Annotated in this window: 22 protein-coding genes; 16 read left to right on the top strand and 6 right to left on the bottom strand. The window is 67.8% G+C overall.

Features of this window, described 5'->3' with window-relative positions; all coding sequences use genetic code 11:
- The 4 genes from NA3_RS16240 to NA3_RS16255 are packed head-to-tail and all read right to left on the bottom strand — an operon-like array spanning nucleotide 1 to nucleotide 4,034.
- A complete protein-coding gene (locus NA3_RS16240; RefSeq protein ID WP_062964440.1) occupies nucleotides 1-1,077 on the bottom strand; it encodes a class 1 fructose-bisphosphatase in 1,077 nt (358 codons plus the stop codon).
- Nucleotides 1,062-2,102: an AAA family ATPase gene (locus tag NA3_RS16245; RefSeq protein WP_062964634.1), complete on the bottom strand. Its 1,041-nt coding sequence runs from the start codon at nucleotides 2,100-2,102 to the stop codon at nucleotides 1,062-1,064. The genes NA3_RS16240 and NA3_RS16245 overlap by 16 nt, the downstream gene beginning before the upstream one ends.
- A gap of 25 nt (nucleotides 2,103-2,127) precedes the next feature.
- On the bottom strand, nucleotides 2,128-2,550 hold the full coding sequence (locus tag NA3_RS16250) for a ribulose bisphosphate carboxylase small subunit (protein WP_062964441.1): 423 nt from the start codon (nucleotides 2,548-2,550) through the stop codon (nucleotides 2,128-2,130).
- 41 nt (nucleotides 2,551-2,591) lie between these two features.
- On the bottom strand, nucleotides 2,592-4,034 hold the full coding sequence (locus tag NA3_RS16255; RefSeq protein WP_062964442.1) for a form I ribulose bisphosphate carboxylase large subunit: 1,443 nt from the start codon (nucleotides 4,032-4,034) through the stop codon (nucleotides 2,592-2,594).
- A gap of 192 nt (nucleotides 4,035-4,226) precedes the next feature.
- Here NA3_RS16255 and NA3_RS16260 point away from each other — a divergent pair, with 192 nt between their 5' ends.
- From NA3_RS16260 to NA3_RS16270, 3 genes are all read left to right on the top strand, one after another.
- Nucleotides 4,227-5,201 (top strand): LysR family transcriptional regulator, encoded by a 975-nt coding sequence (locus NA3_RS16260; RefSeq protein WP_227995189.1) that lies wholly within the window; start codon nucleotides 4,227-4,229, stop codon nucleotides 5,199-5,201.
- Nucleotides 5,202-5,366: 165 nt separating this feature from the next.
- Nucleotides 5,367-5,825: a MarR family winged helix-turn-helix transcriptional regulator gene (locus NA3_RS16265; RefSeq protein ID WP_062964443.1), complete on the top strand. Its 459-nt coding sequence runs from the start codon at nucleotides 5,367-5,369 to the stop codon at nucleotides 5,823-5,825.
- Nucleotides 5,826-5,923: 98 nt separating this feature from the next.
- The gene (locus tag NA3_RS16270; protein ID WP_062964444.1) at nucleotides 5,924-6,907 is read left to right on the top strand and encodes an aldo/keto reductase; all 984 of its coding nucleotides are present in this window, start codon (nucleotides 5,924-5,926) and stop codon (nucleotides 6,905-6,907) included.
- An 8-nt stretch (nucleotides 6,908-6,915) separates the two neighbouring features.
- Here the strand turns inward: NA3_RS16270 and NA3_RS16275 are convergent, their stop codons facing one another.
- Together NA3_RS16275 and NA3_RS16280 are read right to left on the bottom strand one after the other, a co-directional pair.
- Nucleotides 6,916-7,305: a PASTA domain-containing protein gene (locus NA3_RS16275; protein WP_062964445.1), complete on the bottom strand. Its 390-nt coding sequence runs from the start codon at nucleotides 7,303-7,305 to the stop codon at nucleotides 6,916-6,918.
- Nucleotides 7,306-7,686: 381 nt separating this feature from the next.
- A complete protein-coding gene (locus tag NA3_RS16280; protein ID WP_062964446.1) occupies nucleotides 7,687-8,115 on the bottom strand; it encodes a CBS domain-containing protein in 429 nt (142 codons plus the stop codon).
- Between the two features lie 230 nt (nucleotides 8,116-8,345).
- Between NA3_RS16280 and NA3_RS16285 the strand changes: the two genes are divergently transcribed.
- The 13 genes from NA3_RS16285 (at nucleotide 8,346) to NA3_RS16345 (ending at nucleotide 23,492) form a co-directional block, all read left to right on the top strand.
- Nucleotides 8,346-8,753 (top strand): Rv3143 family two-component system response regulator, encoded by a 408-nt coding sequence (locus tag NA3_RS16285; protein ID WP_062964447.1) that lies wholly within the window; start codon nucleotides 8,346-8,348, stop codon nucleotides 8,751-8,753.
- Between the two features lie 344 nt (nucleotides 8,754-9,097).
- Nucleotides 9,098-9,478, top strand: a complete 381-nt coding sequence (locus tag NA3_RS16290; protein ID WP_062964448.1) for an NADH-quinone oxidoreductase subunit A — start codon at nucleotides 9,098-9,100, stop codon at nucleotides 9,476-9,478.
- A 103-nt stretch (nucleotides 9,479-9,581) separates the two neighbouring features.
- Complete coding sequence (locus tag NA3_RS16295) at nucleotides 9,582-10,136, top strand: NuoB/complex I 20 kDa subunit family protein (protein WP_030514408.1); 555 nt, start codon at nucleotides 9,582-9,584, stop codon at nucleotides 10,134-10,136.
- A 170-nt stretch (nucleotides 10,137-10,306) separates the two neighbouring features.
- Complete coding sequence (locus tag NA3_RS16300; RefSeq protein ID WP_062964635.1) at nucleotides 10,307-10,933, top strand: NADH-quinone oxidoreductase subunit C; 627 nt, start codon at nucleotides 10,307-10,309, stop codon at nucleotides 10,931-10,933.
- The gene (nuoD, locus tag NA3_RS16305; protein ID WP_062964449.1) at nucleotides 10,933-12,264 is read left to right on the top strand and encodes an NADH dehydrogenase (quinone) subunit D; all 1,332 of its coding nucleotides are present in this window, start codon (nucleotides 10,933-10,935) and stop codon (nucleotides 12,262-12,264) included. The genes NA3_RS16300 and nuoD overlap by 1 nt, the downstream gene beginning before the upstream one ends.
- Entirely contained in the window at nucleotides 12,261-13,022 is a 762-nt protein-coding gene (gene nuoE, locus NA3_RS16310) for an NADH-quinone oxidoreductase subunit NuoE (RefSeq protein ID WP_084491600.1), read from the top strand. Before nuoD ends, nuoE begins: the two co-directional genes overlap by 4 nt.
- Nucleotides 13,022-14,377: an NADH-quinone oxidoreductase subunit NuoF gene (gene nuoF / locus NA3_RS16315; RefSeq protein WP_062964450.1), complete on the top strand. Its 1,356-nt coding sequence runs from the start codon at nucleotides 13,022-13,024 to the stop codon at nucleotides 14,375-14,377. Before nuoE ends, nuoF begins: the two co-directional genes overlap by 1 nt.
- Nucleotides 14,374-16,842, top strand: coding sequence for an NADH-quinone oxidoreductase subunit G (locus tag NA3_RS16320; RefSeq protein WP_062964451.1), 2,469 nt, complete (start codon nucleotides 14,374-14,376; stop codon nucleotides 16,840-16,842). The genes nuoF and NA3_RS16320 overlap by 4 nt, the downstream gene beginning before the upstream one ends.
- A 1-nt stretch (nucleotide 16,843) precedes the next feature.
- Entirely contained in the window at nucleotides 16,844-18,760 is a 1,917-nt protein-coding gene (gene nuoH / locus NA3_RS39470) for an NADH-quinone oxidoreductase subunit NuoH (protein WP_084491623.1), read from the top strand.
- Nucleotides 18,757-19,644 (top strand): NADH-quinone oxidoreductase subunit J, encoded by an 888-nt coding sequence (locus tag NA3_RS16330; protein WP_084491601.1) that lies wholly within the window; start codon nucleotides 18,757-18,759, stop codon nucleotides 19,642-19,644. The genes nuoH and NA3_RS16330 overlap by 4 nt, the downstream gene beginning before the upstream one ends.
- Complete coding sequence (gene nuoK, locus NA3_RS16335; protein ID WP_039778094.1) at nucleotides 19,641-19,940, top strand: NADH-quinone oxidoreductase subunit NuoK; 300 nt, start codon at nucleotides 19,641-19,643, stop codon at nucleotides 19,938-19,940. Before NA3_RS16330 ends, nuoK begins: the two co-directional genes overlap by 4 nt.
- 1 nt (nucleotide 19,941) lies before the next feature.
- Nucleotides 19,942-21,846, top strand: a complete 1,905-nt coding sequence (nuoL, locus tag NA3_RS16340) for an NADH-quinone oxidoreductase subunit L (RefSeq protein ID WP_062964452.1) — start codon at nucleotides 19,942-19,944, stop codon at nucleotides 21,844-21,846.
- Nucleotides 21,843-23,492: an NADH-quinone oxidoreductase subunit M gene (locus NA3_RS16345; RefSeq protein WP_062964453.1), complete on the top strand. Its 1,650-nt coding sequence runs from the start codon at nucleotides 21,843-21,845 to the stop codon at nucleotides 23,490-23,492. The genes nuoL and NA3_RS16345 overlap by 4 nt, the downstream gene beginning before the upstream one ends.
- The last annotated feature ends 7 nt before the right edge of the window (nucleotides 23,493-23,499 follow it).

The following is a 23,499-nucleotide window of genomic DNA, read 5'->3' on the forward strand; positions in this document are numbered from 1 at the left end:
TCAATGGCGCGCCGGTCGGAACAGGGTGCGGTTGCCGAACAACGACGCGTCGAACGGCGGCCCGGCATCGGGTTCACGGTGATAGCGCTCGATCCGGCGCACCTCGTTGCGCGATCCGAAAACCAGCGGGATCTGTTGATGCAGATGCTCGGGAATCACCTCGAGCACCCGTTCGTGGCCGGTGGTCGCGGCACCGCCGGCCTGTTCGATCACGAAGGCGATGGGATTGGCGCCGTAGAGCAGCGACACCCGACCCGGCCGGCCGGGATCGCGGGTGTCGTACGGATACAGATAGACCCCGCCGCGGGTGAGGATGTGAAAGGCGTCGGCGACCAGCGACGCCACCCAGCGCATATTGAAATCGCGCGACCGTGGTCCCTCCACCCCGTCGAGGCATTCGTGCACATAACGCCGCACGGGGCGCTGCCAGAACCGCTCGTTGGCGGCATTGATCGCGAATCCCGAGGTGTCTTCCGGAATGCGCATGCGGGGATGGGTGAGGACGAAGGCGCCGATCTCCCGGTCGAGAGTGAATCCGTCGACCCCGCTGCCGGTGGTGAGAACCAGCATCGTCGCCGGTCCGTACAGCGTGAATCCCGCGCACACCTGCCGTACGCCCGGCTGCAGGAAATCGGCCGCTTGCGGCGCGCGCCCGTCCTCCGGTGCGCGCAACACACTGAATATCGTGCCGACGGGCAGATTCACATCGATATTCGAGGAGCCGTCCAGCGGATCGAAGGCCAGCATGTATTTGCCGCGCCGCACTTCCCCCGGCACCGGATGAAATCCGTTCATCTGCTCCGACAACAGTGCCGACAACGGCCCACTCGATTCGGATTGCTCCACCATGATGTCGTTGGCGATCGCGTCCATGCGCCGGTGCAGGCTCACCGGTGGGTCCGCGCCGTCGGATGCGTCCAGCGCGCCCACGATGCGACCGCGGGTCACCTGATTGGCGATGATCTTCGCCGCGGTGGACACCACATTGAGCAGCGCGGAGAATTCCCCCGACGAACCGGGATGGCGATGTTCCTGTTCGATCGTGTAGCGGGTGAGGGTTTTCATTCCGTCGGGCATGCCGGCGCCTCCTCCGCGGCGCGCACAACCTCACCGAAAACGCTGCTGCCGTAGATGTCTTCCGTCGTCAGGGTCATCAGATCGGTCTTGCCGAGCGGGCGATGTTCCTGCACGAGCCGATTGGCCTGACGCAGCCGGCACCGGTCCACGGCGTTGCGGACGCTGCGCGCATTCGCGAAACGCGGCCGAGCCATCCGCGCCGCCAGGTATTCGTCGAAGGCATCCGCCGCCGCGTCCCCGAACTGGAAATTCTGCTGTGCCACCATCACTTCCGCGATGGCCAGCAGTTCCTCGCGTGTGTAGTCCGGGAATTCGATGTGGTGGGCCACCCGAGAGGACAAGCCGGGATTGGCGGAGAAGAACGTCTCCATCCGGTCCGGATATCCGGCGAAGATCACCACCAGACTGGAACGTTCGGTCTCCATCTCCTGCAGCAGGATCTCGATGACCTCCTGTCCGTAGTCTCGCTCGTTCTCCGGCCGGAACAGGTAATAGGCCTCGTCGATGAACAGCACTCCCCCCGCCGCTTTGGCCAGTGCTTCTTTGGTCTTGGGTGCGGTGTGGCCGATGAACTGGCCCACCAGGTCGTCGCGGGTCACCGTGTGCACCTTCGGTTTCCGGATGTAGCCGAGGGCGTGCAGCATTTCCGCCATCCGCAGTGCGACCGTCGTCTTCCCGGTACCGGGACCACCGGTGAAACTCATATGCATGGTGGGACGGTCGGCCTGCAGTCCGAACCGCTGCCGGGCCCGGTCGATCAGCAGCAGCGCCGCGATCTCGCGCACCCGCTTCTTGACCGTGGCCAGCCCGATCAGCTCCGCATCGAGCCGGGTCAGGGTGTCCTCGACGTTCTTACCGGCCAGATCCGTCGACAGATCGACCGTCGCGTCGTCGGCCAGCGTGATCTCCGACGGGTCGGAATCCGCTTGCGTCTCGGTGTGATTCGCACCGGAGACCGCGGCACCGCCCGTCCCCGGGCGGTACATCCGGAATCCCGATCCGCTGCCCTGTGTGCCGCCGGACATCGCCGGCCTCCCGTCCACCATCGTCTCAGTCCCGGTAGCGCGCGCCCGCGGGCACTTCGGTGGCGTAGGACCGCAGGCCGTAGTGCTGCCGGCGATCCTCGGTCTCGGTGCGTACCACCAGGAAGCCCGGCTCGTCGGCGGGCCGCTGCACCAGGAAACTCAGCGCGGTCGTCTGCCGGCCGTAGCTCGCGTCGTAGGCGTTGACGCGGATGTAGTGGTGCGGGAACGTCGAACGGCAGGCGTTCACCTCGGCGAGCACACCGTCGGGTTCATCGAGGTCGAACAGCGGCAGCCCCCACATCTCCCAGTAGACGTTGCGTGGATGCGGGTCGTCGGTGTACTCGATCGAGACCGGCCAGTTGTTGAGCAGCGCGTAGCGGATCTGAGCGCCGATTTCGGCATCGGTCAGGTCGGGCAGATGGGAGAACGTCCCTTGACGCAGATGCATTGCGTCTCCTTGTCTGTCGTCGGGTCGGTCGGGGCGGCCGGTCAGGCGGTGACCGTGGGTACCGCGTCGGGGGCGTCGGTGGAGGTGTAGTCGAAGGTGACATCGCCCCAGGTCGCGAGGGCCACGTCCAGCGACGGACAGATCCGGGCCGCAGCGCGCAGCGCGTCGGGCCCCTCCTTCAGCAGATCGCGGCCTTCGTTGCGCGCCTTGACCATTGCCTCGAGGGCGACGCGATTGGCCTCGGCTCCCGCGGCGATCCCCATCGGGTGGCCGATGGTGCCGCCGCCGAACTGCAGGATCGCGTCGTCGCCGAACAGATCCAGTAGTTGATGCATCTGCCCCGCGTGGATTCCGCCCGATGCCACCGGCATCACTCCGGGCAGACTCGCCCAGTCCTGGTCGAAGAAGATGCCGTTGCGCGGGTTGGCCGGAATGTGGTTGTCGCGCAACGTGTCGTAGAAACCCTTGACCGTGTGCGGGTCTCCCTCGAGCTTTCCGATGACGGTGCCGGCGTGCAGGTGGTCGACGCCGATGAGACGGCACCATTTCGCCAGCACCCGGAAGCTGACGCCGTGGGTCTTCTGGCGGGTGAAGGTCGAATGTCCGGCGCGGTGCAGATGCAACAGCATGCCGTTGCGCCGCGCCCACTTCGACATCGACTGCATCGCGGTGTAGCCGACGGTGAGGTCCATCATCACGATCACGCTGCCGAGCGATTTCGCGAACTCCGCCCGCTCGTACATATCCTCCATCGTGGCGGCCGTGATATTGAGATAATGACCCTTCAATTCTCCCGTTTCCGCGGTCGCGCGGTTCACACCCTCCATGGCGAACAGATAGCGATCGCGCCATCGCATGAACGGTTGCGAGTTGATGTTCTCGTCGTCCTTGGTGAAATCGAGGCCACCCTTACAGGCCTCGTACACCACCCGTCCGTAGTTGCGCGCCGAGAGGCCGAGTTTCGGCTTCACGGTCGCTCCCAGCAACGGCCGGCCGTACTTGTTCAGATACTCCCGTTCCATAACGATTCCGTGCGGCGGTCCCTGAAAGGTCTTGACATAGGCCACCGGAATACGCATGTCCTCGAGCCGCAATGCCTGGAGCGGTTTGAAACCGAAGACGTTGCCGATCACCGAGGAGGTGAGATTGGTGATCGAGCCCTCTTCGAAAAGGTCCAGATCGTAGGCGATATAGGCGAAATACTCTCCCGGCCGCCCCGGCACCTCCTCCACCCGATAGCACTTGGCCCGGTAGCGGTCGTGCGCGGTGAGCCGGTCGGTCCACACGACAGTCCATGTGGCAGTGGAGGATTCGCCGGCCACCGCGGCGGCCGCCTCGATCGGATCGACCCCCGGTTGCGGCGTCACCCGGAACACCGCCAGCACATCGGTGTCGCAGGGTTGATAATCGGCGTCGTAATAACCCATCGACGCATACGAGTGCACGCCCGGATCCCAGCGGTCACGAGTGGATTCGTCGGTCATCGGTCCTCCTGTATCTTGCGGAACACCCGCACCCGGTCGGCATCGCGAGCCGCTGCGCGAATCTCGCCCGCGACACCTCCTGAGAGGGTGTGGCGAGTGCGCAGATTCAGGATGCGGGCACCGCCCGGCGGGGACAATTCGATTGTTTCCGGTCTCGCTCAATCGAATCGTTGAGTTTGCTACCGTCTGTAGATGGGAACGGTGAGCGCGGTCCGAATGGAAACGTTTCTGGCTGTGGCCCGGCACAACAGCATTCGGCGCGCCGCTGCGCAACTGCACATCACCGAGGCGGCCGCATCGGCGGCGGTGGCACATATCGAAAAGCAGCTCGGGGCGAAACTGATCGCGAAATCCGGACGCGGTATCGCACTCACCGAGGCGGGGCGGGTCTACGCCGAATACTGCCGCAGCATCCTGGGTTTGATGAAAGAGGCGCACGCGGCGGTCCGTCGCGCCGAAACCGGACGGTTGCGCATCGGGGTGGTGGCGACCGCCGGGGAATACGTGCTGCTGCGGCTGCTTGTGTCGTTTCGCGACCGTTACCCCGAGATCGAGCTGGGCCTGTCGATCCATCCGCGCGATCTGCTGTTCGTCGAATTACAGCACCACGAAACCGATCTCGTGATCGCCGGGCGTCCGCCACGCGACACCGGGCTGGTGGTGCGGGCACGCCGGCCCAGCCGCCTGGTCGTCGTGGGAGCGCCGGGACGGTCCCACGATCCGCGCACCACCACCTGGTTGCTGCGCGGCCCCGGCTCCGGCACCCGCGACACCACGCTGGCCCTGCTGGACCGGCTGGAGATCCGCCCACCCGCCCTCACCCTCGGCACCCACGGGGCCGTCCTCGCCGCCGCCCGGGAAGGACTGGGCATCACGCTGATTCACAGCGACGCGGTGGAAGCCGATGTGGCGCACGGCAATCTGGTCGTCGTGCCGGTCGAGGGAACCCCACTGGACCGGCCGTGGCACGCGGTGACGACCGGCACCCCCACGCCCGCGGCACGCCTGTTCGTCGCGCACATGGTCGACCCCGCCCGGGTGGGCGACCGGGCCTTCCAGCCGATCACCGACCACCCCACCGGCCCGCTGCCGACGATCTCCGCCGCGTCCGGCACCGCCCCGGCAGCGAAGCCCGATTCTCGCCCGCGACACCCCGGCACGACCTAGGACGGTCGGCGGTATGTCCGCTGCGCCGCGGTCCCCCAGCTCGGCGCCGTCGATGAGCAGGCCGAAGTCGTCGGGATCGAGCGGGAGGGCATACTTACTGGATCGGATATCGCCGACGGTGCGGCTGCCGACGGTCCCAGGAAACGCGTAGGAGCGACAACGCCCATGATCCAGCAGGAGCGCGCACGCAGCGCGGAGGAACTTGCCGAGGCGGCGGATCTGTATTTCGCGCTCGGCAGGATCACTCGGCTGTTGCGGCGCTCCGGTGACCTGGGTGCGCTGAGTCCCGGTTCGGCCTCGGCGCTGGGCACGCTGGTGCGCAGCGGCCCGATGCGGCTGGGCGATCTTGCCGCCGCCGAACACGTCACCGCTCCTACGATGTCGCGCATCGTGTCGGGCCTGGAGAAGTACGGATACCTCGAACGCACCGCCGACCCGGCCGACGGCAGAGCCCAGTTGCTGACCGTCACCGAACAGGCGAAATCTCTGGTCAACGGGCTCACGTCGGCCCGGATCCAGCGCTTCGCCGCCGTCCTGGACGATATCGATCCGCACCAGCGGCGCACGCTAGGCGACGCACTGGCCGTGCTGGTCGCGCGGCTCGAAGACGACGGCTCCCGGTAACGGCTTGACTTGGAGCGCACTCCAAGTCGTAGCGTCGGCCTCGTGAGTCCGCAGCGACTCACCATCCAATCCGATGGCACCTCAGGAGGACCGCTCGCATGATCGCGACCAGGAAACTCGGCGAATTGACCGTCGGCGCACAGGGACTCGGCTGCATGGGCATGAGCCAGGCCTACGGTGTGCGCGACAACGACGAGGAGTCGATCGCCACCATCCATCGCGCCCTCGACCTCGGGGTGACCCTGCTCGACACCGCGAACGTCTACGGCGCCGGCGACAACGAGGAGCTGGTGGGCCGCGCTATCGCCGGTCGGCGCGACCAGGTCGTCCTCGCGACCAAATTCGGCATCGTGTGGGGCGAGGGCGGCAGTATGGGCGCCCGGGGCGACGCCGCCTACGTCGCGCAGTCGTGCGACGAATCGCTGAAACGCCTCGGCGTCGACCACATCGACCTGTACTACCAGCACCGCGTCGACCCGAATGTGCCGATCGAGGAGACCTGGGGCGCGCTGTCGGACCTGGTCACCGCGGGTAAGGTCCGCTACCTCGGCATCTCCGAGGCCTCTGCCCAGACCATCCGTCGCGCACACGCCGTGCATCCGGTGACCGCGCTGCAGAGCGAATGGTCGCTGTGGACGCGCGGTATCGAAGAGGAGGTCCTGCCCACCTGCCGCGAACTGGGCATCGGGATCGTGCCGTTCTCCCCGCTCGGCCGCGGTTTCCTCACCGGCTCGATCACCTCGACCGCCGATCTGCCCGCCGACGACCTGCGCCGCGCGCTGCCCCGTTTCGCCGACGACAACATCGACCGCAACCTCGCCGTGGTCGCCGAGTTGCGCGCGATGGCGGAGGAAAAGGGCGTGACCGCAGGGCAATTGGCGCTGGCCTGGGTCCAGTCACGGGGTGACGACGTGGTCCCGATTCCGGGCACCAAGCGCCGCACCTATCTCGAGCAGAATGTGGCGGCCACCGAGATCGAGCTCAGCGCCGAGGATCTGGCGCGGATCGAGGCCGCCGCCCCGGCCGAGGCCTTCGCCGGTGACCGGTACCCGGAACACCTGGCCCGCGCCGCCGGCAAATAGCGCAGTGATCAGTGCGGGACGTCGACCGTCAGCGTGACCGGGGTGTCCGCGGCGACCGGCGTCCCCGCCGCCGGCTGCTGGGCGGTGACCGTCCAGGCAGTCGTCGCGGCGCTCGGGTCGTGCATCACGTCGCGGCCGTCCGCGGTGGCGATACCGGTGATGTCGAAGCACAGCGCCGCACCGACCACGGTCTGTCCCAATGGCTTCCCGCGGAAGTCGGGTAGCGGACGAGGCCAGGGCTGCGCGCCGCAGTCCCGACCGGCCGCCGCGACGGAACTCGATTGCGCCGCAGCGGATGTCGCGGTGGTGCCGGCCGCATGGTCGTCGGAGGATCCGCCGCAGGCTCCGACGGTGCAGGCGAGGGCGAGCAGGGACGCGGCGAATGCGATGCGGCGCATGGATATCCTTCGGATCGAGCGGCGTGTTCGGCGCCGCCGACCAGCGAACGGGCGCGTGTGTCACGCACCCTAATACGCGATCGGTCACCGATCGAATCGCCCGGATGACCGCCCGGAAATGCGACGTGGTCGGCGGCCGTTCGGAACGCTCCACAACGCGGACGCCGGGCGGTGAGCTCCGAGGGACAGCGCACGTCTCGAACCCCACCCGATACACCCGATGCCGGCATCGGCGACCTCGTGGTTCCGAACGAACCGCCCGTGGGAATTCTGCTCCGAAAACGTCGCGCGCGTATAACCTTTCGTGGTTACGAACCGGTGAATATCCAATCACCGTGCGGCAATGACGGATTGAACGGCCACCGAATCCGGCCCGGACGCTCAGCCCTGCAGATAATGCTCGAGGTGTTCGCGCTCGTCCTGCAGCTCGGAGATCGCGCTCTTGACCACATCGCCGATACTGACGATTCCGACCATGCGCCCGTGATCGACGACCGGCAGATGCCGGATCCGATGTTCGGTCATCGTCGCGCGCAGACTCTCCACCCGATCCTCGGGCGAACAGGTGTGCACGATCGCGGTCATGATGTCGGATACCGGCCGAGTCAACAGCTGCGCACCCTGTCTGTACAGGCACCGGACCACATCCCGCTCCGAGACGATCCCGTCCAGTGCGCCGCCGGCGCCACACACCACCACCGCGCCGACATTGTGTTCGGCCAGCACCGCCAGCAATCTGTCGACCGTCGCCTCCGGCGCGATCGTCACCACATCGGCCCCCTTGTTGCGCAAAACCTCCGAAATTCGCATCGTCCACCGCCCTGTCGAGCCTGTCGTTGGTACGCCCTGCCGGGACAGTTCTGCCGCGAACTGCCGCCGCTTATAAGGATCGCGCGTTTTGTTCCCGGTGACCAGCAACGATTCCGATCGGCACGATCAACCTCGCGGTGAAGCCGCGCGGCGGGCGCCACGCCCGGCGCGGGGGCCGTTGCCGCCCAAGGTGCCACCGCGGCCGTCCCGATGGACGTAGCATCCGAAAGGTGGCCGATGCGAACCGTCCCGCGCTGCGGGTTCTCGTATACAGCAGCGATGCCGACACTCGCCGCCAGGTGATACTGGCGCTGGGCAAGCATCCGCATCCCGACCTGCCGCCGTTCGACTACCGCGAGACCGCCACCGCGCCGGTGGTGATCGAGCAGCTCGACGCCGGGGGGATCGACCTGGCCATTCTCGACGGTGAGGCCACACCCACCGGCGGAATGGGGCTGGCCAAACAACTCAAGGACGAGATCGCCGACTGCCCGCCCATCGTGGTGCTGACCGGCCGGGCCGACGATGCCTGGCTCGCCGCCTGGTCCAGGGCAGAGGCGGCAGCCGCCCATCCGCTGGACCCGTTCCAGCTCACCTCGGCGGTCACCACGGCCCTGAACACTCGTCCCGCCGCCTGACCAGCGCTTTTCCCGGTCGGCCGATATCTCGTCGGCCGACCGTTCTCGTGCGCCCAGAAGACGGCGACGCGCCCGGCCACGGGGAGGCCATTGCGCTGGTTCGGTCATAAGTGACAGTTCCGAATTCGATCAAACACCGGGGCGGAACCATGAGTATTCAGAAAGAGCGGTTGTAGGCTGTGCTGTAGCTCACACGAGCGCGACCGTTGATATGAATGGCGCCCTGCCTGCCCTGTCGTCCCGCGCTCGCGCTCGAGCTGCGGTTCGGGGTGAGACTGGCCCGGCAGACGACGATGTCAGCCCCGCCTCGGCAGTTGCCGGCGAGGGAGAGGGGTTGTGCCGTTGTGAATACCCAGGTGCCGACTCTTGTGCTCGGTGCGATCGCTGCCGCGTTCGCGCTGGGATCGGTGGTGCTGGCGGCCGTGATCGGCCCCAAACGCTACAACCGCGCCAAACTCGAAGCCTACGAATGCGGTATCGAACCCACCCCGCACGCCATCGCCGGCGGGCCGGGAAACGCTGCGGGACAACGCTTTCCGGTGAAGTACTACCTCACCGCGATGCTGTTCATCATCTTCGACATCGAGATCGTATTCCTCTATCCGTGGGCGGTGCACTTCGATGCCCTCGGCGTCTTCGGGTTGGCGGCCATGGCGCTGTTCATTCTCAACGTCTCGGTTGCCTATGCCTACGAGTGGAGGCGCGGCGGCCTGAGCTGGGACTGAACGCGGGCGAGTCGATCGGCCCGTCGGCACCGCATACCCAACCCGTCGTCCCGGCGTCCGCCGGGACCGAGGATTCGCACACGGAAGTGAGAGTTGATCCGAGATGGGGCTCGAGGAGAAATTGCCCAGCGGCTTCCTGCTGAGCACGGTCGAACAGTTCGCCGGATACCTGCGTAAGGGCTCGCTGTGGCCCGCGACGTTCGGGCTGGCCTGCTGCGCGATCGAGATGATGGCCACGGGGGCCGGTCGCTTCGACAGCGCCCGCTTCGGGATGGAGGTCTTCCGCGCCTCCCCCAGGCAGGCGGACCTGATGATCGTCGCCGGCCGGGTCAGCCAGAAGATGGCGCCGGTGCTGCGGCAGGTCTACGACCAGATGACCGAACCCAAATGGGTGCTGGCGATGGGGGTGTGCGCCTCCTCCGGCGGCATGTTCAACAACTACGCCATCGTGCAGGGCGTCGATCATGTTGTGCCCGTGGACATCTACCTGCCCGGCTGTCCGCCGCGCCCGGAGATGCTGTTGCACGCGATCTTGAAACTGCACGAGAAGATCCAGGAGATGCCGCTGGGCGTCGACCGCGCCGAGGCCGTGCGCGCCGCCGAGGCCGCCGCGCTCGCCTCCACCCCCACGATCCGGATGGAGGGGTTGCTGCGATGAGCCTGGACGCACCGCGCAGCGCCGGCGATCCGCCCGACAGCCGCGCTGAGCTCGAATCCTCCTCCGGCACAAGCCGAACCGGCCCGGCCGGCGAACCGGCGATCGAACCCGAATCGCGCGGTCCCTCCCCCGACCGGCCCGACGACGAGGTCATCGGCGTGCGCCGCGGCATGTTCGGCGTCCGGGGCACCGGCGACACCTCCGGCTACGGGCGGCTGGTGCGCACCGTCACGCTGCCCGGGAGCACTCCCGCGCCCTACGGTTCCTATTTCGACGAGGTGGTCGCCGCACTGGCACAGTCGGTCGGAGACGACGTATTCCGCGCCGCGATCGAGAAGATCGTGGTCTTCGCCGGGGAACTGACCCTGCACGTGCGGCGGGAGCGGGTCGTCGAGGTGGCGCGTGCGCTGCGCGACGACCCGGCGTTGCGCTTCGAACTGTGCCTGGGCGTGAACGGCGTGCACTACCCGGACGACACGGGCCGCGAGCTGCACGCCGCCTATCACCTGCTGTCGATCACCCACAACCGCCGGGTGCGGGTGGAGGTGCCGGTACCGGATTCGGATCCGCATACGCCCTCGCTGTTCGCGGTGTATCCGACCACCGACTGGCACGAGCGCGAAACCTACGACTTCTTCGGCATCGTCTTCGACGGGCATCCGTCGCTGACGCGGATCATGATGCCCGACGACTGGCGTGGACATCCGCAGCGCAAGGACTACCCGCTCGGCGGGATCCCGGTCGAATACAAGGGCGCGCGTATTCCGCCGCCGGACCAGCGGAGGACCTACAGCTGATGAACCACACCGAAATCACCGGCGCCGCAACGGATCCGGTCGCCGAGAGCCCGGCGGTCACGGTCGTCGGACAGGACTGGGACGATGTGCGCGAGGCCCTCGACGGCGCCGCGGAGGAGCGCATCGTCGTCAATATGGGACCGCAGCATCCGTCCACGCACGGCGTGCTGCGGCTGATCCTCGAGATCGAGGGCGAAACCGTCACCGAGGCGCGCTGCGGAATCGGCTACCTGCACACCGGCATCGAGAAGAATCTCGAATTCCGCAACTGGGTGCAGGGCGTCACGTTCGTGACCCGGATGGACTACCTGTCCCCGATGTTCAACGAGACCGCCTACTGCCTGGCCGTGGAGAAGCTGCTCGGCATCACCGACGACATCCCCGAACGGGTGAACATCGTCCGCGTCATGCTGATGGAACTCAACCGCATCTCCTCCCACCTGGTGGCGCTGGCCACCGGCGGTATGGAACTCGGCGCGCTGACACCGATGCTGTTCGGCTTCCGCGAACGCGAACTGATCCTCGACATCTTCGAAACCGTCACCGGACTACGGATGAACCACGCCTACATCCGCCCCGGCGGGCTGGCGCAGGATCTGCCGCCCGATGCGGTGGGCAAGATCCGGGATCTGCTGGCGCTCATGCCGAAACGGCTGCGCGATATGGAGTTGCTGCTCAACGAGAACCCGATCTTCAAGGCCCGCACCCGGGGCATCGGCTATCTCGACCTGGCCTCGTGTATGGCGTTGGGGGTGACCGGACCGGTCCTGCGGTCCACCGGACTGCCGCACGATCTGCGCAAATCGCAGCCGTACTGCGGCTACGAGAACTACGAGTTCGACGTCATGACCGACACCGGATGCGACTGCTACGGCCGCTACCTGATCCGCATCAAGGAGATGAAGGAGTCGCTGAAGATCGTCGAGCAGTGCCTCGACACACTCCGCCCGGGCCCGGTCATGGTGTCGGACAAGAAGATCGCGTGGCCGGCCGATCTGACACTCGGGCCCGACGGACTCGGCAATTCCGCCGAACATATCGGCACCATCATGGGCACCTCGATGGAGGCGCTGATCCACCACTTCAAACTGGTCACCGAGGGTATGCGGGTGCCGCCCGGCCAGGTGTACGCATCGGTGGAGTCCCCCCGCGGCGAACTCGGCGTCCACATGGTCTCCGACGGCGGAACCCGTCCCTACCGCGTGCATTTCCGCGATCCCTCGTTCACGAATCTGCAGGCCGTGGCGGCGATGTGCGAAGGCGGCATGGTCGCCGACGTGATCGCCTCCGTGGCCAGCATCGACCCGGTGATGGGTGGTGTCGACCGATGACAGCCGAACCGATTCCCGCGACCGCGACCGGCCGCGACCCGATCCTGCTGCAGTTGTCGCAGCGGCCCGTCCCGTACCCGCCGCAGGTGCAGGAGAATCTGCGGGTCGAGGCGCGCGAGATCATCGACCGCTACCCGCACCCACGCTCGGCGCTGCTGCCGCTGCTGCATCTGGTGCAGAGCGTCGAAGGATACGTCAGCGGCACCGGAATCGCGTTCTGCGCGGAACAACTCGGGCTCACCGACGCCGAAGTCACCGCGGTCGCCACCTTCTACTCGATGTATCGCCGCACGCCGACCGGCGACTATCACGTCGGAGTCTGCACCAATACGTTGTGCGCGGTCATGGGCGGCGACGAGATCCTGGCCGCGCTCACCCGGCATCTGGAGGTCACCCCGGGGGAAACGACCGCGGACGGGTCGATCACGCTGGAACACCTCGAGTGCAACGCCGCCTGCGATTACGCCCCGGTCGTCATGGTGAACTGGGAATTCTTCGACAACCAGACCCCGGAGTCGGCCCGCGCGCTCGCCGATACGCTGCGAGCCGGCGGCGAGGTCACCGGCACGCGCAGCGGCGCACCGCTGTGCAGCTTCCGCGAGACCGCCCGCATCCTCGCCGGATTCCCGGATCGGCGGCCCGGCGCCAACGACGGCACCCCCGGAGAACCCACGCTCGCCGGTTTGCGCGTGGCGAGGGAGCAGCCGACATCCGCTGCGGCGGAGCATGATTCGGATACCGGACAGGGGGAACGGTGATGACGCTGGCGCCCGAGCTCACCCGCTACTGGGATCAGCCGCAGTCGTGGACCCTCGACACCTACCGGGCACACGACGGCTACCGGGCCCTGTCCCGTGCGCTGGGCATGCATCCCGACGAGGTCATCGCCACGGTGAAGGACGCCGGATTGCGCGGCCGCGGCGGTGCCGGATTTCCCACCGGCATGAAATGGGGTTTCATCCCGCAGGATCCCGAGGGCTCGCCGGCGGCCGGTAAGCCGCACTACCTGGTGATCAACGCCGACGAATCCGAACCCGGCACCTGCAAGGACATCCCGTTGATGATGGCGACCCCGCATGTGCTGGTCGAGGGCGCCATCATCGCCGCCTACGCCATCCGCGCCGCCCATGCGTTCATCTACGTGCGCGGCGAGGTCGTGCCGGTGCTGCGCCGGCTCCAGACCGCGGTCGAAGAGGCCTATGCCGCAGGCTATCTGGGTCGCGACATTCTCGGTTCTGGTTTCGATCTCGACCTGATCGTGCACGCGGGGGCCGGCGCCTATATCTGCGGTGAGGAAACCGCGCTGCTGGACTCACTCGAGGGCCGCCGCGGCCAGCCTCGGCTGCGCCCGCCCTTCCCCGCGGTCGCCGGCCTGTACGCGTGCCCGACCGTGGTCAACAACGTGGAGTCGATCGCGAGTGTGCCGGCCATCCTGCACAACGGCGTCGAATGGTTCCGTTCGATGGGATCGGAGAAATCGCCCGGCTTCACCCTGTACTCGCTGTCCGGACATGTCACCCGGCCGGGCCAGTACGAGGCGCCGCTCGGTGTGACGCTGCGCGAACTTCTCGGCCACGCCGGCGGTGTGCGCGCCGGGCACACCCTGAAGTTCTGGACCCCCGGCGGCTCCTCGACTCCCTTGTTCACCGCCGAACACCTCGATGTGCCCCTCGACTACGAGAACGTGGGCGCGGCCGGATCCATGCTGGGCACCAAGGCATTACAGATCTTCGACGACACCACCTGCGTCGTGCGCGCGGTCCTGCGCTGGACCGAGTTCTACGCCCACGAATCCTGCGGAAAATGCACCCCCTGCCGGGAGGGCACCTACTGGCTCGTGCAACTGCTGCAGCGACTGGAGTCCGGCGGCGGCGCCGACGCCGACCTGGACACCCTGCTCGACATCGCCGACAACATCAACGGCAAGTCGTTCTGCGCCCTCGGCGACGGTGCGGCGAGCCCGATCGTGTCCTCCCTCAAATATTTCCGCGACGAATACGCCGAACACATCCGGCTGGGCCGGTGCCCGTTCGATCCCGCTCGCTCGACCGCCTGGGCCCTCTCCACGGCCGCGGCAGCCACCGCAGCGACGCCTGCCGAAGGAGTGCGATGACCGCGACAGTCAGCCACGACAGCAGTGGCGTCATCCCCCAGGATCTGGTCACCGTCACCATCGACGGCACGACGATCGCCGTGCCCGCCGGAACGTTGCTGATCCGGGCGGCCGAACTCGTCGGAATCCAGATCCCCCGATTCTGCGACCATCCGCTGCTGGATCCGGTCGGAGCGTGCCGGCAGTGCCTGGTCGAAGTGGAGGGGCAGCGCAAACCCGTCGCCTCCTGCACGATGGCCGTCACCGACGGGATGATCGCCCACACCCAGATCAGTTCGCCGGCCGCGCAGAAGGCGCAGGCCGGCGTCATGGAACTGCTGCTGATCAACCACCCACTGGACTGCCCGGTCTGCGACAAGGGCGGGGAATGCCCGCTGCAGAACCAGGCGATGTCCAGCGGCCGGCCCGAATCGCGTTTCGAGGGCGTGAAACGCACCTACCCCAAACCGATTCCGCTCTCGCCCGCGGTGCTGCTGGATCGGGAGCGGTGCGTGCTGTGCGCCCGCTGCACCCGGTTCTCCCAGCAGATCGCCGGTGATCCGTTCATCGAGCTGATGGACCGCGGCGCGCTGCAGCAGGTCGGGATCGCCGCCGGCGAGCCGATGGACTCCTACTTCTCCGGCAACACCGTCCAGATCTGCCCGGTCGGCGCCCTCACCGGCACCACCTATCGCTTCCGCGCGCGCCCCTTCGACCTGGTCTCGAGCCCGGCGGTGTGCGAGCACTGTGCCGCCGGATGCGCCCAGCGCACCGACCACCGCCGCGGAAAGGTGTTGCGCCGCTTGGCCGGTGACGATCCGCAGGTCAACGAGGAATGGAATTGCGACAAGGGCCGCTGGGCGTTCACCTACGCGACCGAACCCGATCGGATCACCACTCCCCTGATCCGCGACGACAGCGGCGCGCTCGTTCCGGCCTCGTGGTCGGAGGCGCTCGCGCGCGCGGGTGCGGGACTGGCCGCCGCCCGCGGGAACGCCGGAGTGCTGGTGGGTGGCCGCGCCACGGTCGAAGACGCCTACGCGTATGCGAAGTTCGCGCGTATCGCGTTGGGCACCAACGACGTCGATTTCCGCGCTCGCGCCCATTCCGCGGAGGAGGCCGAATTCCTGGCGGCGGCGATCGCCGGACAGGGTGTGCGGGTGGACTACGGCGCGCTGGACTCGGCGCCGGTCGTGCTGCTCGCCGGACTCGAACCCGAAGAGGAATGCCCGATCCTGCATCTGCGGCTGCGCAAGGCCGCCCGCACCTCCGCGACCGCGATCTATTCGCTGGCCGCCTACGCGAGCCGGGGTCTGCGACGGATATCGGGCCGGTTGATCCCGACCGTGCCCGGTGACGAGGCGCGGCTGCTGCAGGCGCTGGCGGTCGCGGGCGCCGGATACGAATGCCCGCCCGATCCGCCGGGACTCGACGAACTCGCCCGCGCGCTGCGCCGTCGCGGTGCGATCATCCTGGCCGGCGAACGGCTGGCCCCGCTACCCGGCGCGCTGTCGGCGGTGGCGGCACTGGCCGAGACCACCGGCGCCGCGGTCGCCTGGGTGCCACGCCGCGCCGGGGAACGCGGTGCGCTCGAGGCGGGTGCGCTGCCGGGTCTGCTTCCCGGCGGCCGCCCGATCGCGAATGCCCGTGCGCGCCGGCAGGTTGAACGGATCTGGCAGGTCGACGAACTGCCGGCCGCACCGGGGCGCGATACCTCCGCAATCCTCGACGCCGGCCGCCACCCAGGAGCGCTGCTGATCGGCGGTGTGGAGATCGCCGATCTCCCCGATCCCCGCGCAGCCCGCGCCGCCGTCGAGGCCGCGGCATTCGTGGTCGCTCTGGAATTGCGGCACAGTGAGGTCACCGAGCGGGCCGATGTGGTGTTCCCGGTCGCCTCGGCCATGGAGAAGCCGGGAACATACCTCACCTGGGAGGGCCGGCCGCGGCCGTTCGGCGCCGCCCTCGGCGATGCGACGGTGCGGCGGCAGGCGGCTCCGCTGGCCGACCATCGCGTGCTGCATTCGCTGGCCGACGAGATGGGCGTGCGATTGGACCTGCCGACGGTCGAGGCCGCCCGCGCGGAACTCGACGCGCTGGGTGTCTGGGACGGGCCCCGGCCGCAGCCGCCGGCCCATCCGTCGGCAGCGCTACCGGATACCGAAACCGGCACCGCCATCCTCGCCGGCTGGCGCATGCTGCTCGACAACGGCCGCATGCAGGACGGTGAACCGAATCTCGCCGGCACCGCCCGCCGGCCGGTCCTGCGGCTGTCGCCGGCCACCGCCGCCGAAATCGGCGTGGCCACCGGTGATTCGGTGCGGATCAGCACCGGGCACGGACGCATCGTGCTGCCGCTCGAGATCACCGAGATGCCCGATCGTGTCGCCTGGCTGCCATGGAACTCGGCGGAATCGTCGGTCAACGACCGGCTCGTCACCGCCCTCGGCCACCGCGTGCGCATCCAACGGGAGGACCCCCATGAGTGAGATGTCGCCGACCGTGCTGCTCGCAGCCCCGGCCGATCTGTCCGCCTTCGGCCACGACCCGTGGTGGCTGGTCGTGCTCAAATCCGTCGGCATCTTCATCTTCCTGCTGCTCATCCCGCTGCTCGCGGTGATCATCGAGCGCAAGGTGGTGGCCTGGATGCAGATGCGGGTCGGGCCCAACCGGGTCGGGCCGCGCGGCTCGCTGCAATCCATCGCCGACGGGGTGAAGATGCTCCTCAAGGAGGACATCGTCCCGGCGATGGTCGACAAGCCCATCTACATTCTGGCGCCGGTCGTCGCGCTGATTCCGGCGGTGATGGCGTTCGCGGTGATCCCGCTGGGGCCGGAGGTGTCGATCTTCGGCACCCGCACACCCCTGCAGTTGACCGATATGCCGGTGGGAGTGCTCTACATCCTCGCGATGACCTCGATCGGGGTCTACGGCATCGTGCTGGCGGGGTGGTCGTCGGGATCGACGTATCCGCTGCTCGGTGGTCTGCGGTCGACCGCGCAGGTGATTTCCTACGAGATCGCGATGGCGGCGTGTTTCGCGGCGGTGTTCCTGCTGGCCGGCACCATGTCCACCTCCGGCATCGTGGACCGGCAGTGGGGCACCTGGAACGTGTGGCTGCTGCTGCCGTCGTTCGTCATCTACGCGGTGGCGATGGTCGGCGAAACCAATCGCGCCCCCTTCGATCTGCCCGAAGCCGAGGGTGAACTCGTCGGCGGTTTCCACACCGAGTACTCGTCGCTGAAATTCGCGATGTTCATGATGGCCGAATACATCAACATGGGCACCGTCTCGGCGCTGGCCACCACACTGTTCTTCGGCGGCTGGCACGCGCCTTTCCCGCTGAACCTGTGGGACGGCGCGAATTCGGGCTGGTGGCCGCTGCTGTGGTTCACGCTGAAGGTCTGGACGTTCCTGTTCGTCTTCATCTGGCTGCGCGGGACGCTGCCCCGGCTGCGCTACGACCAGTTCATGAACCTCGGCTGGAAGTTGCTCATTCCGGTGTCGCTGCTGTGGGTGATGGTCGTGGCGACGCTGAAGGTGGTGCAGGACAACGGCCACGACGTGCAGACCACGGGCCTCGTGGTCGCCGGGGTGATCATCTCGGTGGGCCTGCTGGCGATGATGTTGCGCGCCGGGCGCGCCGGGGACAATCCCGCACCGGAAACGACCGGGACACAACAGTTCTCGGACTTCCCGGTGCCGCCGATGCCCGAGACCGCGCCGGCTGCCACCAAAGCCGGTCTGCTGGAACCCCTCGGCGGATTCTGGGTCACCTTCGTCACGATGTTCAAGAAGAAGAACACCGAGTTCTACCCCGAGGAGAAGGTGCCGACCGCGCCGCGCTACCACGGCCGCCACCAGCTCAACCGGCATCCCGACGGGCTCGAGAAGTGCATCGGCTGCGAACTGTGCGCGTGGGCCTGCCCCGCCGACGCGATCTACGTCGAGGGCGCCGACAACACCGACAGCGAGCGCTACTCCCCCGGCGAACGCTACGGCCGCGTCTACCAGATCAACTATCTGCGCTGCATCGGCTGCGGACTGTGCATCGAGGCATGCCCCACGCGGGCATTGACGATGACCAACGAATACGAGCTGGCCGACGACAATCGCGCCGATCTGATCTACGAGAAGGACCGGCTGCTCGCCCCGCTGGGCGACGGAATGATCGCCCCGCCGCACGCCGCCTACCCGGGCGCCACCGAGGAGGACTACTACCTCGGCGCCGTTCCGGCAGCGCCCGGCACCGACCGCGACACGGGCCTCGGCTCCACCGGTATCGCGTCGGCGCGCCGATCCGGTTCCGGCGCTCCGGATCCCGTGAGTCCGGACTCCGCGGACTCCGCCGCCGATGCGGCGGAACGGCAACCGGCCGCCACCGGCGCACAAGGAGGTGCGCAGTGAGCCCGGGAGTGAATGTGCTTGCCGCCGAAGCAGTTACGCGAACGTCCACCGGCGAGGCGGTGCTGTTCTGGGTCCTGGCCGTGGTCGCGGTGGCGGGCGCACTCGGCATGGTGTGTGCCCGCAAGGCCGTGCACTCCGCGCTGTGCCTGGCCGCCACCATGATCACCCTGTCGGTGTTCTATATCGCCCAGGACGCGCTGTTCCTGGGGGTGGTGCAGATCGTGGTGTACACGGGCGCGGTCATGATGTTGTTCCTGTTCGTGCTGATGCTCGTCGGTGTCGATTCGGCCGAATCGCTGCGGGAGACGTTGCGCGGGCACCGCATCGCCGTCGTCGTGGTGGGTGCCGGATTCGGACTGTTGCTCATCGCGGCGATCGCCCGTGGTGTGCGCGACGATTCGGTGGCGGCCACCGGGCCCGGGTTCGGCGCCGACCCGATCGGGGCGCTGGCCGACCTGATCTTCGTGCGGTACGTGTGGGCCTTCGAACTCACCGGCGCGCTGCTGATCACCGCCACCATCGGCGCGATGATCCTCGCGCACCGGGAACGGTTCGGTCGGCGCACCGGGCAGCGCGAACAATCGCAACGCCGCCTGCGCGAAGGCCACCGCATCACTCCCCTACCCACTCCTGGTGTGTACGCCCGCCACAACGCCGTCGACGTGCCCGCCCGGCTGCCCGACGGCTCGTTCGCCGAACTGTCGGTGAGCACCATCCTGCGCCATCGCCGCCGCCGCGCCCACACCGAGGCAGCCGAGCTCGGAATGCGAAACGGCAACGGCGGCAACGGTGACGGTTCGAACGGCAGCGACCGGAACGGGCATGGCGACGAGAGCGACAGCGCCCACGCGACCGGCGACAACGAGAGGAAGGCTCCGCGGTGAATCCGGACAACTACCTGTACCTGTCCGCCCTGCTGTTCACCATCGGCGCGGCCGGGGTGCTGGTGCGGCGCAACGCGATCGTGGTGTTCATGTGCATCGAGTTGATGCTCAACGCGGTCAATCTCGCGTTCGTCACCTTCGCCCGTCAGCACCACAACCTCGACGGGCAGGTCTTCGCGTTCTTCACGATGGTCGTGGCCGCCTCGGAAGTCGTCGTGGGCCTGGCGATCATCATGACCATCTTCCGCACCCGCCGCTCGACCTCGGTCGACGACGCCAACCTGCTGAAGTACTGACGTGGGTACCGGGAATCTGCTCTGGCTGCTGCCGGCCCTGCCCGCCGCCGGCGCGCTGATCCTGCTGCTGGCGGGACGCACGAGCGACCGCTGGGGGCATTGGCTGGGCTGCGCGACCGCGGTCGCCTCGTTCGGCGTGGCGGTGTGGGCGTTCACCGAGATGCTCGGCCGCGCCGGCGCCGATCGCGCGGTGTCGCACAACTTCTTCAGCTGGATACCGGTGGCCGGGCTGCAGGCCGAATTCTCGCTGCAGCTCGATCAGCTGACGATGTGTTTCGTCCTGCTGATCACCGGCGTCGGCTCACTGATCCACATCTACTCGGTCGGCTACATGGGACACGATCCGGCGCGGCGGCGGTTCTTCGCCTACCTCAACCTGTTCCTGGCCGCGATGCTGATCCTGGTCATGGCCGACAACTATCTGGTGCTCTATCTCGGCTGGGAGGGCGTGGGCCTGGCCTCGTACCTGCTGATCGGGTTCTGGCACGAGAAGCCCTCCGCGGCCGCGGCGGCGAAGAAGGCCTTCGTGGTCAACCGTGTCGGCGACATGGGTCTGGCGATCGCGCTGTTCCTGATGTTCGCCACCTTCGGCTCGGTCGACTTCGGGCACGTGTTCGCTGGTGTCCCGCATGCGAGCGAAGGCACCCTGACCGCCCTGGGGCTGCTGTTGCTGCTGGGCGCGTGCGGTAAATCCGCGCAGGTGCCGCTGCAGTCCTGGCTCGGCGACGCGATGGAAGGCCCGACTCCGGTGTCTGCGCTCATCCACGCCGCGACCATGGTGACCGCGGGTGTGTATCTGATCGCGCGTTCGAACGCGATCTTCGACGCGGCCCCGGCGGCGCGCGCCGGCGTGCTGGTGGTGGGCGCGGTGACGCTGCTGTTCGGCGCCGTGATCGGCTGTGCGAAGGACGACATCAAGAAGGCGCTGGCGGCGTCCACGATGAGTCAGATCGGCTATATGGTGCTGGCCGCCGGACTGGGCCCGGCCGGATATGCCGTGGCGATCATGCATCTGCTCACCCACGGCTTCTTCAAGGCCGGATTGTTCCTCGGCGCCGGATCGGTCATGCACGCGATGAACGACGAAACCGATATGCGCCGCTACGGCGGGCTGCGGAAGTACCTGCCGATCACCTTCGTCACCTTCGGGCTCGGCTATCTGGCGATCATCGGGGTGCCGCCGTTCGCGGGGTTCTTCTCCAAGGACAGGATCATCGAGGCCGCGTTCGGGTACGGCGGTGCGAACGGCATCACCCTCGGCGCCGCCGCGCTGCTCGGCGCCGGGATCACCGCCTTCTATATGACGCGCGTGATGCTGTTGACGTTCTTCGGCGAAAAGCGCTGGGCTGCGGGCGAATCCGAGACCGAGCCACATCCGCACGAGGCGCCCGCGGTGATGACCGGCCCGATGATCGTGCTGGCCGTCGGATCGGTGTTCTCCGGCGGGGTGTTCGTCTTCGGATCGTCGCTGCAGAACTGGCTGGCGCCGGTGGTCGGCACCGAACACGCCGAAAGCGCCGTGCCGGCGTGGGCGGTCACCGTGGCGGCGCTGGTCGTGGTCGCGATCGGTATCGCGGTCGCCTACCGCCAGTACGCGCGGCGGCCGGTGCCGCGCACCGCCCCGCAGGACGTCACGCCGCTGACCGTCGCCGCGCGCCGCGACCTGTACGGCGACGCGTTCAACGAGGCCGCGTTCATGCGTCCGGGCACCCATCTGACCCGCTCGCTGGTCTTCCTCGACAACCGCGGTATCGACGGCATCGTCAACACCACGGCCGCGGTGATCGGCGGCCTGTCCGCTCGAATCCGGCGCGTGCAAACGGGTTTCGTACGCTCGTACGCCCTGTCCATGTTCACCGGCGCGGCCCTGGTGGTCGCGGCCCTGCTGGCGGTGAGGTTGCTGTGACGGAGTATCCCTGGCTGACCACACTGTGGGTGCTGCCCCTGGCCGGCGCCGTCGTCGTGCTGGCGGTTCCGGCCGGACGGCGCACGGTGGCCCGGGTGACCGGGCTCGTGGCGGCGCTGGCCACCGTGGCCGTCGCGATCGTGGTCGCGGTGCGTTTCGATCCGGGCGGGCCGCAATATCAGCTCGTCGAATCACACCGCTGGATACCGGCTTTCGGCGCCGGCTACACCCTCGGCGTCGACGGGATCGCGCTGGTGCTGCTGCTGTTGACCGCCGCACTGGTGCCTTTGCTGATCCTCGCCGGATGGAAGGACGACCGCGAGGCGGGCAGCGGGCGGCGGGTCGCGCACATCTACGTCGCGCTCACCCTGATCGTCGAGTCGATGGTGCTGATCTCGTTCGTCTCGCTCGACATCCTGCTGTTCTACGTGTTCTTCGAGGTCATGCTGATCCCGATGTACTTCCTCATCGGCGGCTTCGGGCCCCGCACCGGCGGCAGTGAATCGGCGGCCGTGGAACTGGCCCGGCGGCAGCAGCGTTCGCGCGCGGCGGTGAAATTCCTGCTGTACAACCTGTTCGGCGGCCTGATCATGCTGGCCGCGGTGATCGGGCTCTATGTGCTCACCGCACGGGCACATCTCGGCGGTGCGGGTGGCACCTTCGATTTCCGGGCGGTCGCGGCGGCGGCGAATTCCGGGCAGCTCGGCGCCGGCCCGGCCGTGCTCAACGCGCTGTTCCTCGGCTTCATGTTCGCCTTCGCCGTGAAGGCGCCGCTGTGGCCGCTGCACACCTGGCTGCCCGGCGCGGCGGTGTCGGCCACACCGGCGAGCGCGGTGCTGATGATGGCGGTGGTCGACAAGGTCGGCACCTTCGGCATGCTGCGCTACTGCCTGCTGCTGTTCCCGGCCGCCTCGACCACCTACGCGCCGATGATCAGCGTGCTGGCGGTGATCGGCATCCTCTACGGCGCGCTGCTGGCCATCGGGCAGACCGATGTCATGCGCCTGATCGCCTACACCTCGATCTCGCATTTCGGTTTCATCATCCTCGGCATCTTCGCGATGACCAATCAGGGCGGCGCGGGCGCGACGCTGTACATGGTCAACCACGGCATCTCGACCGCCGCGCTGTTCCTCATCGCGGGATTCCTGGTGTCGCGCCGCGGAACTCGGGCGATCGCGGAATTCGGCGGCGTACAGAAGGTGGCGCCGGTATTGGCGGGAACTTTCCTGATCGCGGGCCTGGCGACGCTCTCGCTGCCCGGTCTGGCGCCGTTCGTCAGCGAATTCCTGGTGCTGGCCGGCACGTTCACCAGATATCCGGTGGCGGCGGTGTTCGCCACCGGCGCGCTGGTGCTGGCGGCGCTGTATGTGCTGTGGATGTACCAGCGGATGATGACCGGGCCGGTCCGCAAGGGCAACGAGCGATTGCAGGATCTGCTGCCGCGCGAACTGGTGGTCGTGGTGCCGTTGCTGGCGGCGCTACTGGTCCTGGGCGCCTACCCGAAACCGGTTCTCGATCGCATCAATCCGGCGGTGGCCGGCACGCTCACCACCATCGGCAAACACGATCCGGCGCCCACGGTCGCGCCGGATGCCGCGACCGTACCGGCCGCGACCACTCCGAGCGGAGGTAACCACCGGTGAATCAGCT

Origin of the sequence: Nocardia africana NBRC 100379 (assembly GCF_001612635.1) — a bacterium.
Lineage (GTDB): Bacteria > Actinomycetota > Actinomycetes > Mycobacteriales > Mycobacteriaceae > Nocardia > Nocardia africana.

Excerpts from the sequence above, each read along its gene's own strand:
- NA3_RS16240 (WP_062964440.1), bottom strand. The coding sequence starts at position 1,077 with ATGCCCGACGGAATGAAAACCCTCACCCGCTACACGATCGAACAGGAA.
- NA3_RS16245 (WP_062964634.1), bottom strand. The coding sequence starts at position 2,102 with ATGTCCGGCGGCACACAGGGCAGCGGATCGGGATTCCGGATGTACCGC.
- NA3_RS16250 (WP_062964441.1), bottom strand. The coding sequence starts at position 2,550 with ATGCATCTGCGTCAAGGGACGTTCTCCCATCTGCCCGACCTGACCGAT.
- NA3_RS16255 (WP_062964442.1), bottom strand. The coding sequence starts at position 4,034 with ATGACCGACGAATCCACTCGTGACCGCTGGGATCCGGGCGTGCACTCG.
- NA3_RS16260 (WP_227995189.1), top strand. The coding sequence starts at position 4,227 with ATGGGAACGGTGAGCGCGGTCCGAATGGAAACGTTTCTGGCTGTGGCC.
- NA3_RS16265 (WP_062964443.1), top strand. The coding sequence starts at position 5,367 with ATGATCCAGCAGGAGCGCGCACGCAGCGCGGAGGAACTTGCCGAGGCG.
- NA3_RS16270 (WP_062964444.1), top strand. The coding sequence starts at position 5,924 with ATGATCGCGACCAGGAAACTCGGCGAATTGACCGTCGGCGCACAGGGA.
- NA3_RS16275 (WP_062964445.1), bottom strand. The coding sequence starts at position 7,305 with ATGCGCCGCATCGCATTCGCCGCGTCCCTGCTCGCCCTCGCCTGCACC.
- NA3_RS16280 (WP_062964446.1), bottom strand. The coding sequence starts at position 8,115 with ATGCGAATTTCGGAGGTTTTGCGCAACAAGGGGGCCGATGTGGTGACG.
- NA3_RS16295 (WP_030514408.1), top strand. The coding sequence starts at position 9,582 with ATGGGGCTCGAGGAGAAATTGCCCAGCGGCTTCCTGCTGAGCACGGTC.
- NA3_RS16300 (WP_062964635.1), top strand. The coding sequence starts at position 10,307 with ATGTTCGGCGTCCGGGGCACCGGCGACACCTCCGGCTACGGGCGGCTG.
- nuoD (WP_062964449.1), top strand. The coding sequence starts at position 10,933 with ATGAACCACACCGAAATCACCGGCGCCGCAACGGATCCGGTCGCCGAG.
- nuoE (WP_084491600.1), top strand. The coding sequence starts at position 12,261 with ATGACAGCCGAACCGATTCCCGCGACCGCGACCGGCCGCGACCCGATC.
- nuoF (WP_062964450.1), top strand. The coding sequence starts at position 13,022 with ATGACGCTGGCGCCCGAGCTCACCCGCTACTGGGATCAGCCGCAGTCG.
- NA3_RS16320 (WP_062964451.1), top strand. The coding sequence starts at position 14,374 with ATGACCGCGACAGTCAGCCACGACAGCAGTGGCGTCATCCCCCAGGAT.
- nuoH (WP_084491623.1), top strand. The coding sequence starts at position 16,844 with ATGTCGCCGACCGTGCTGCTCGCAGCCCCGGCCGATCTGTCCGCCTTC.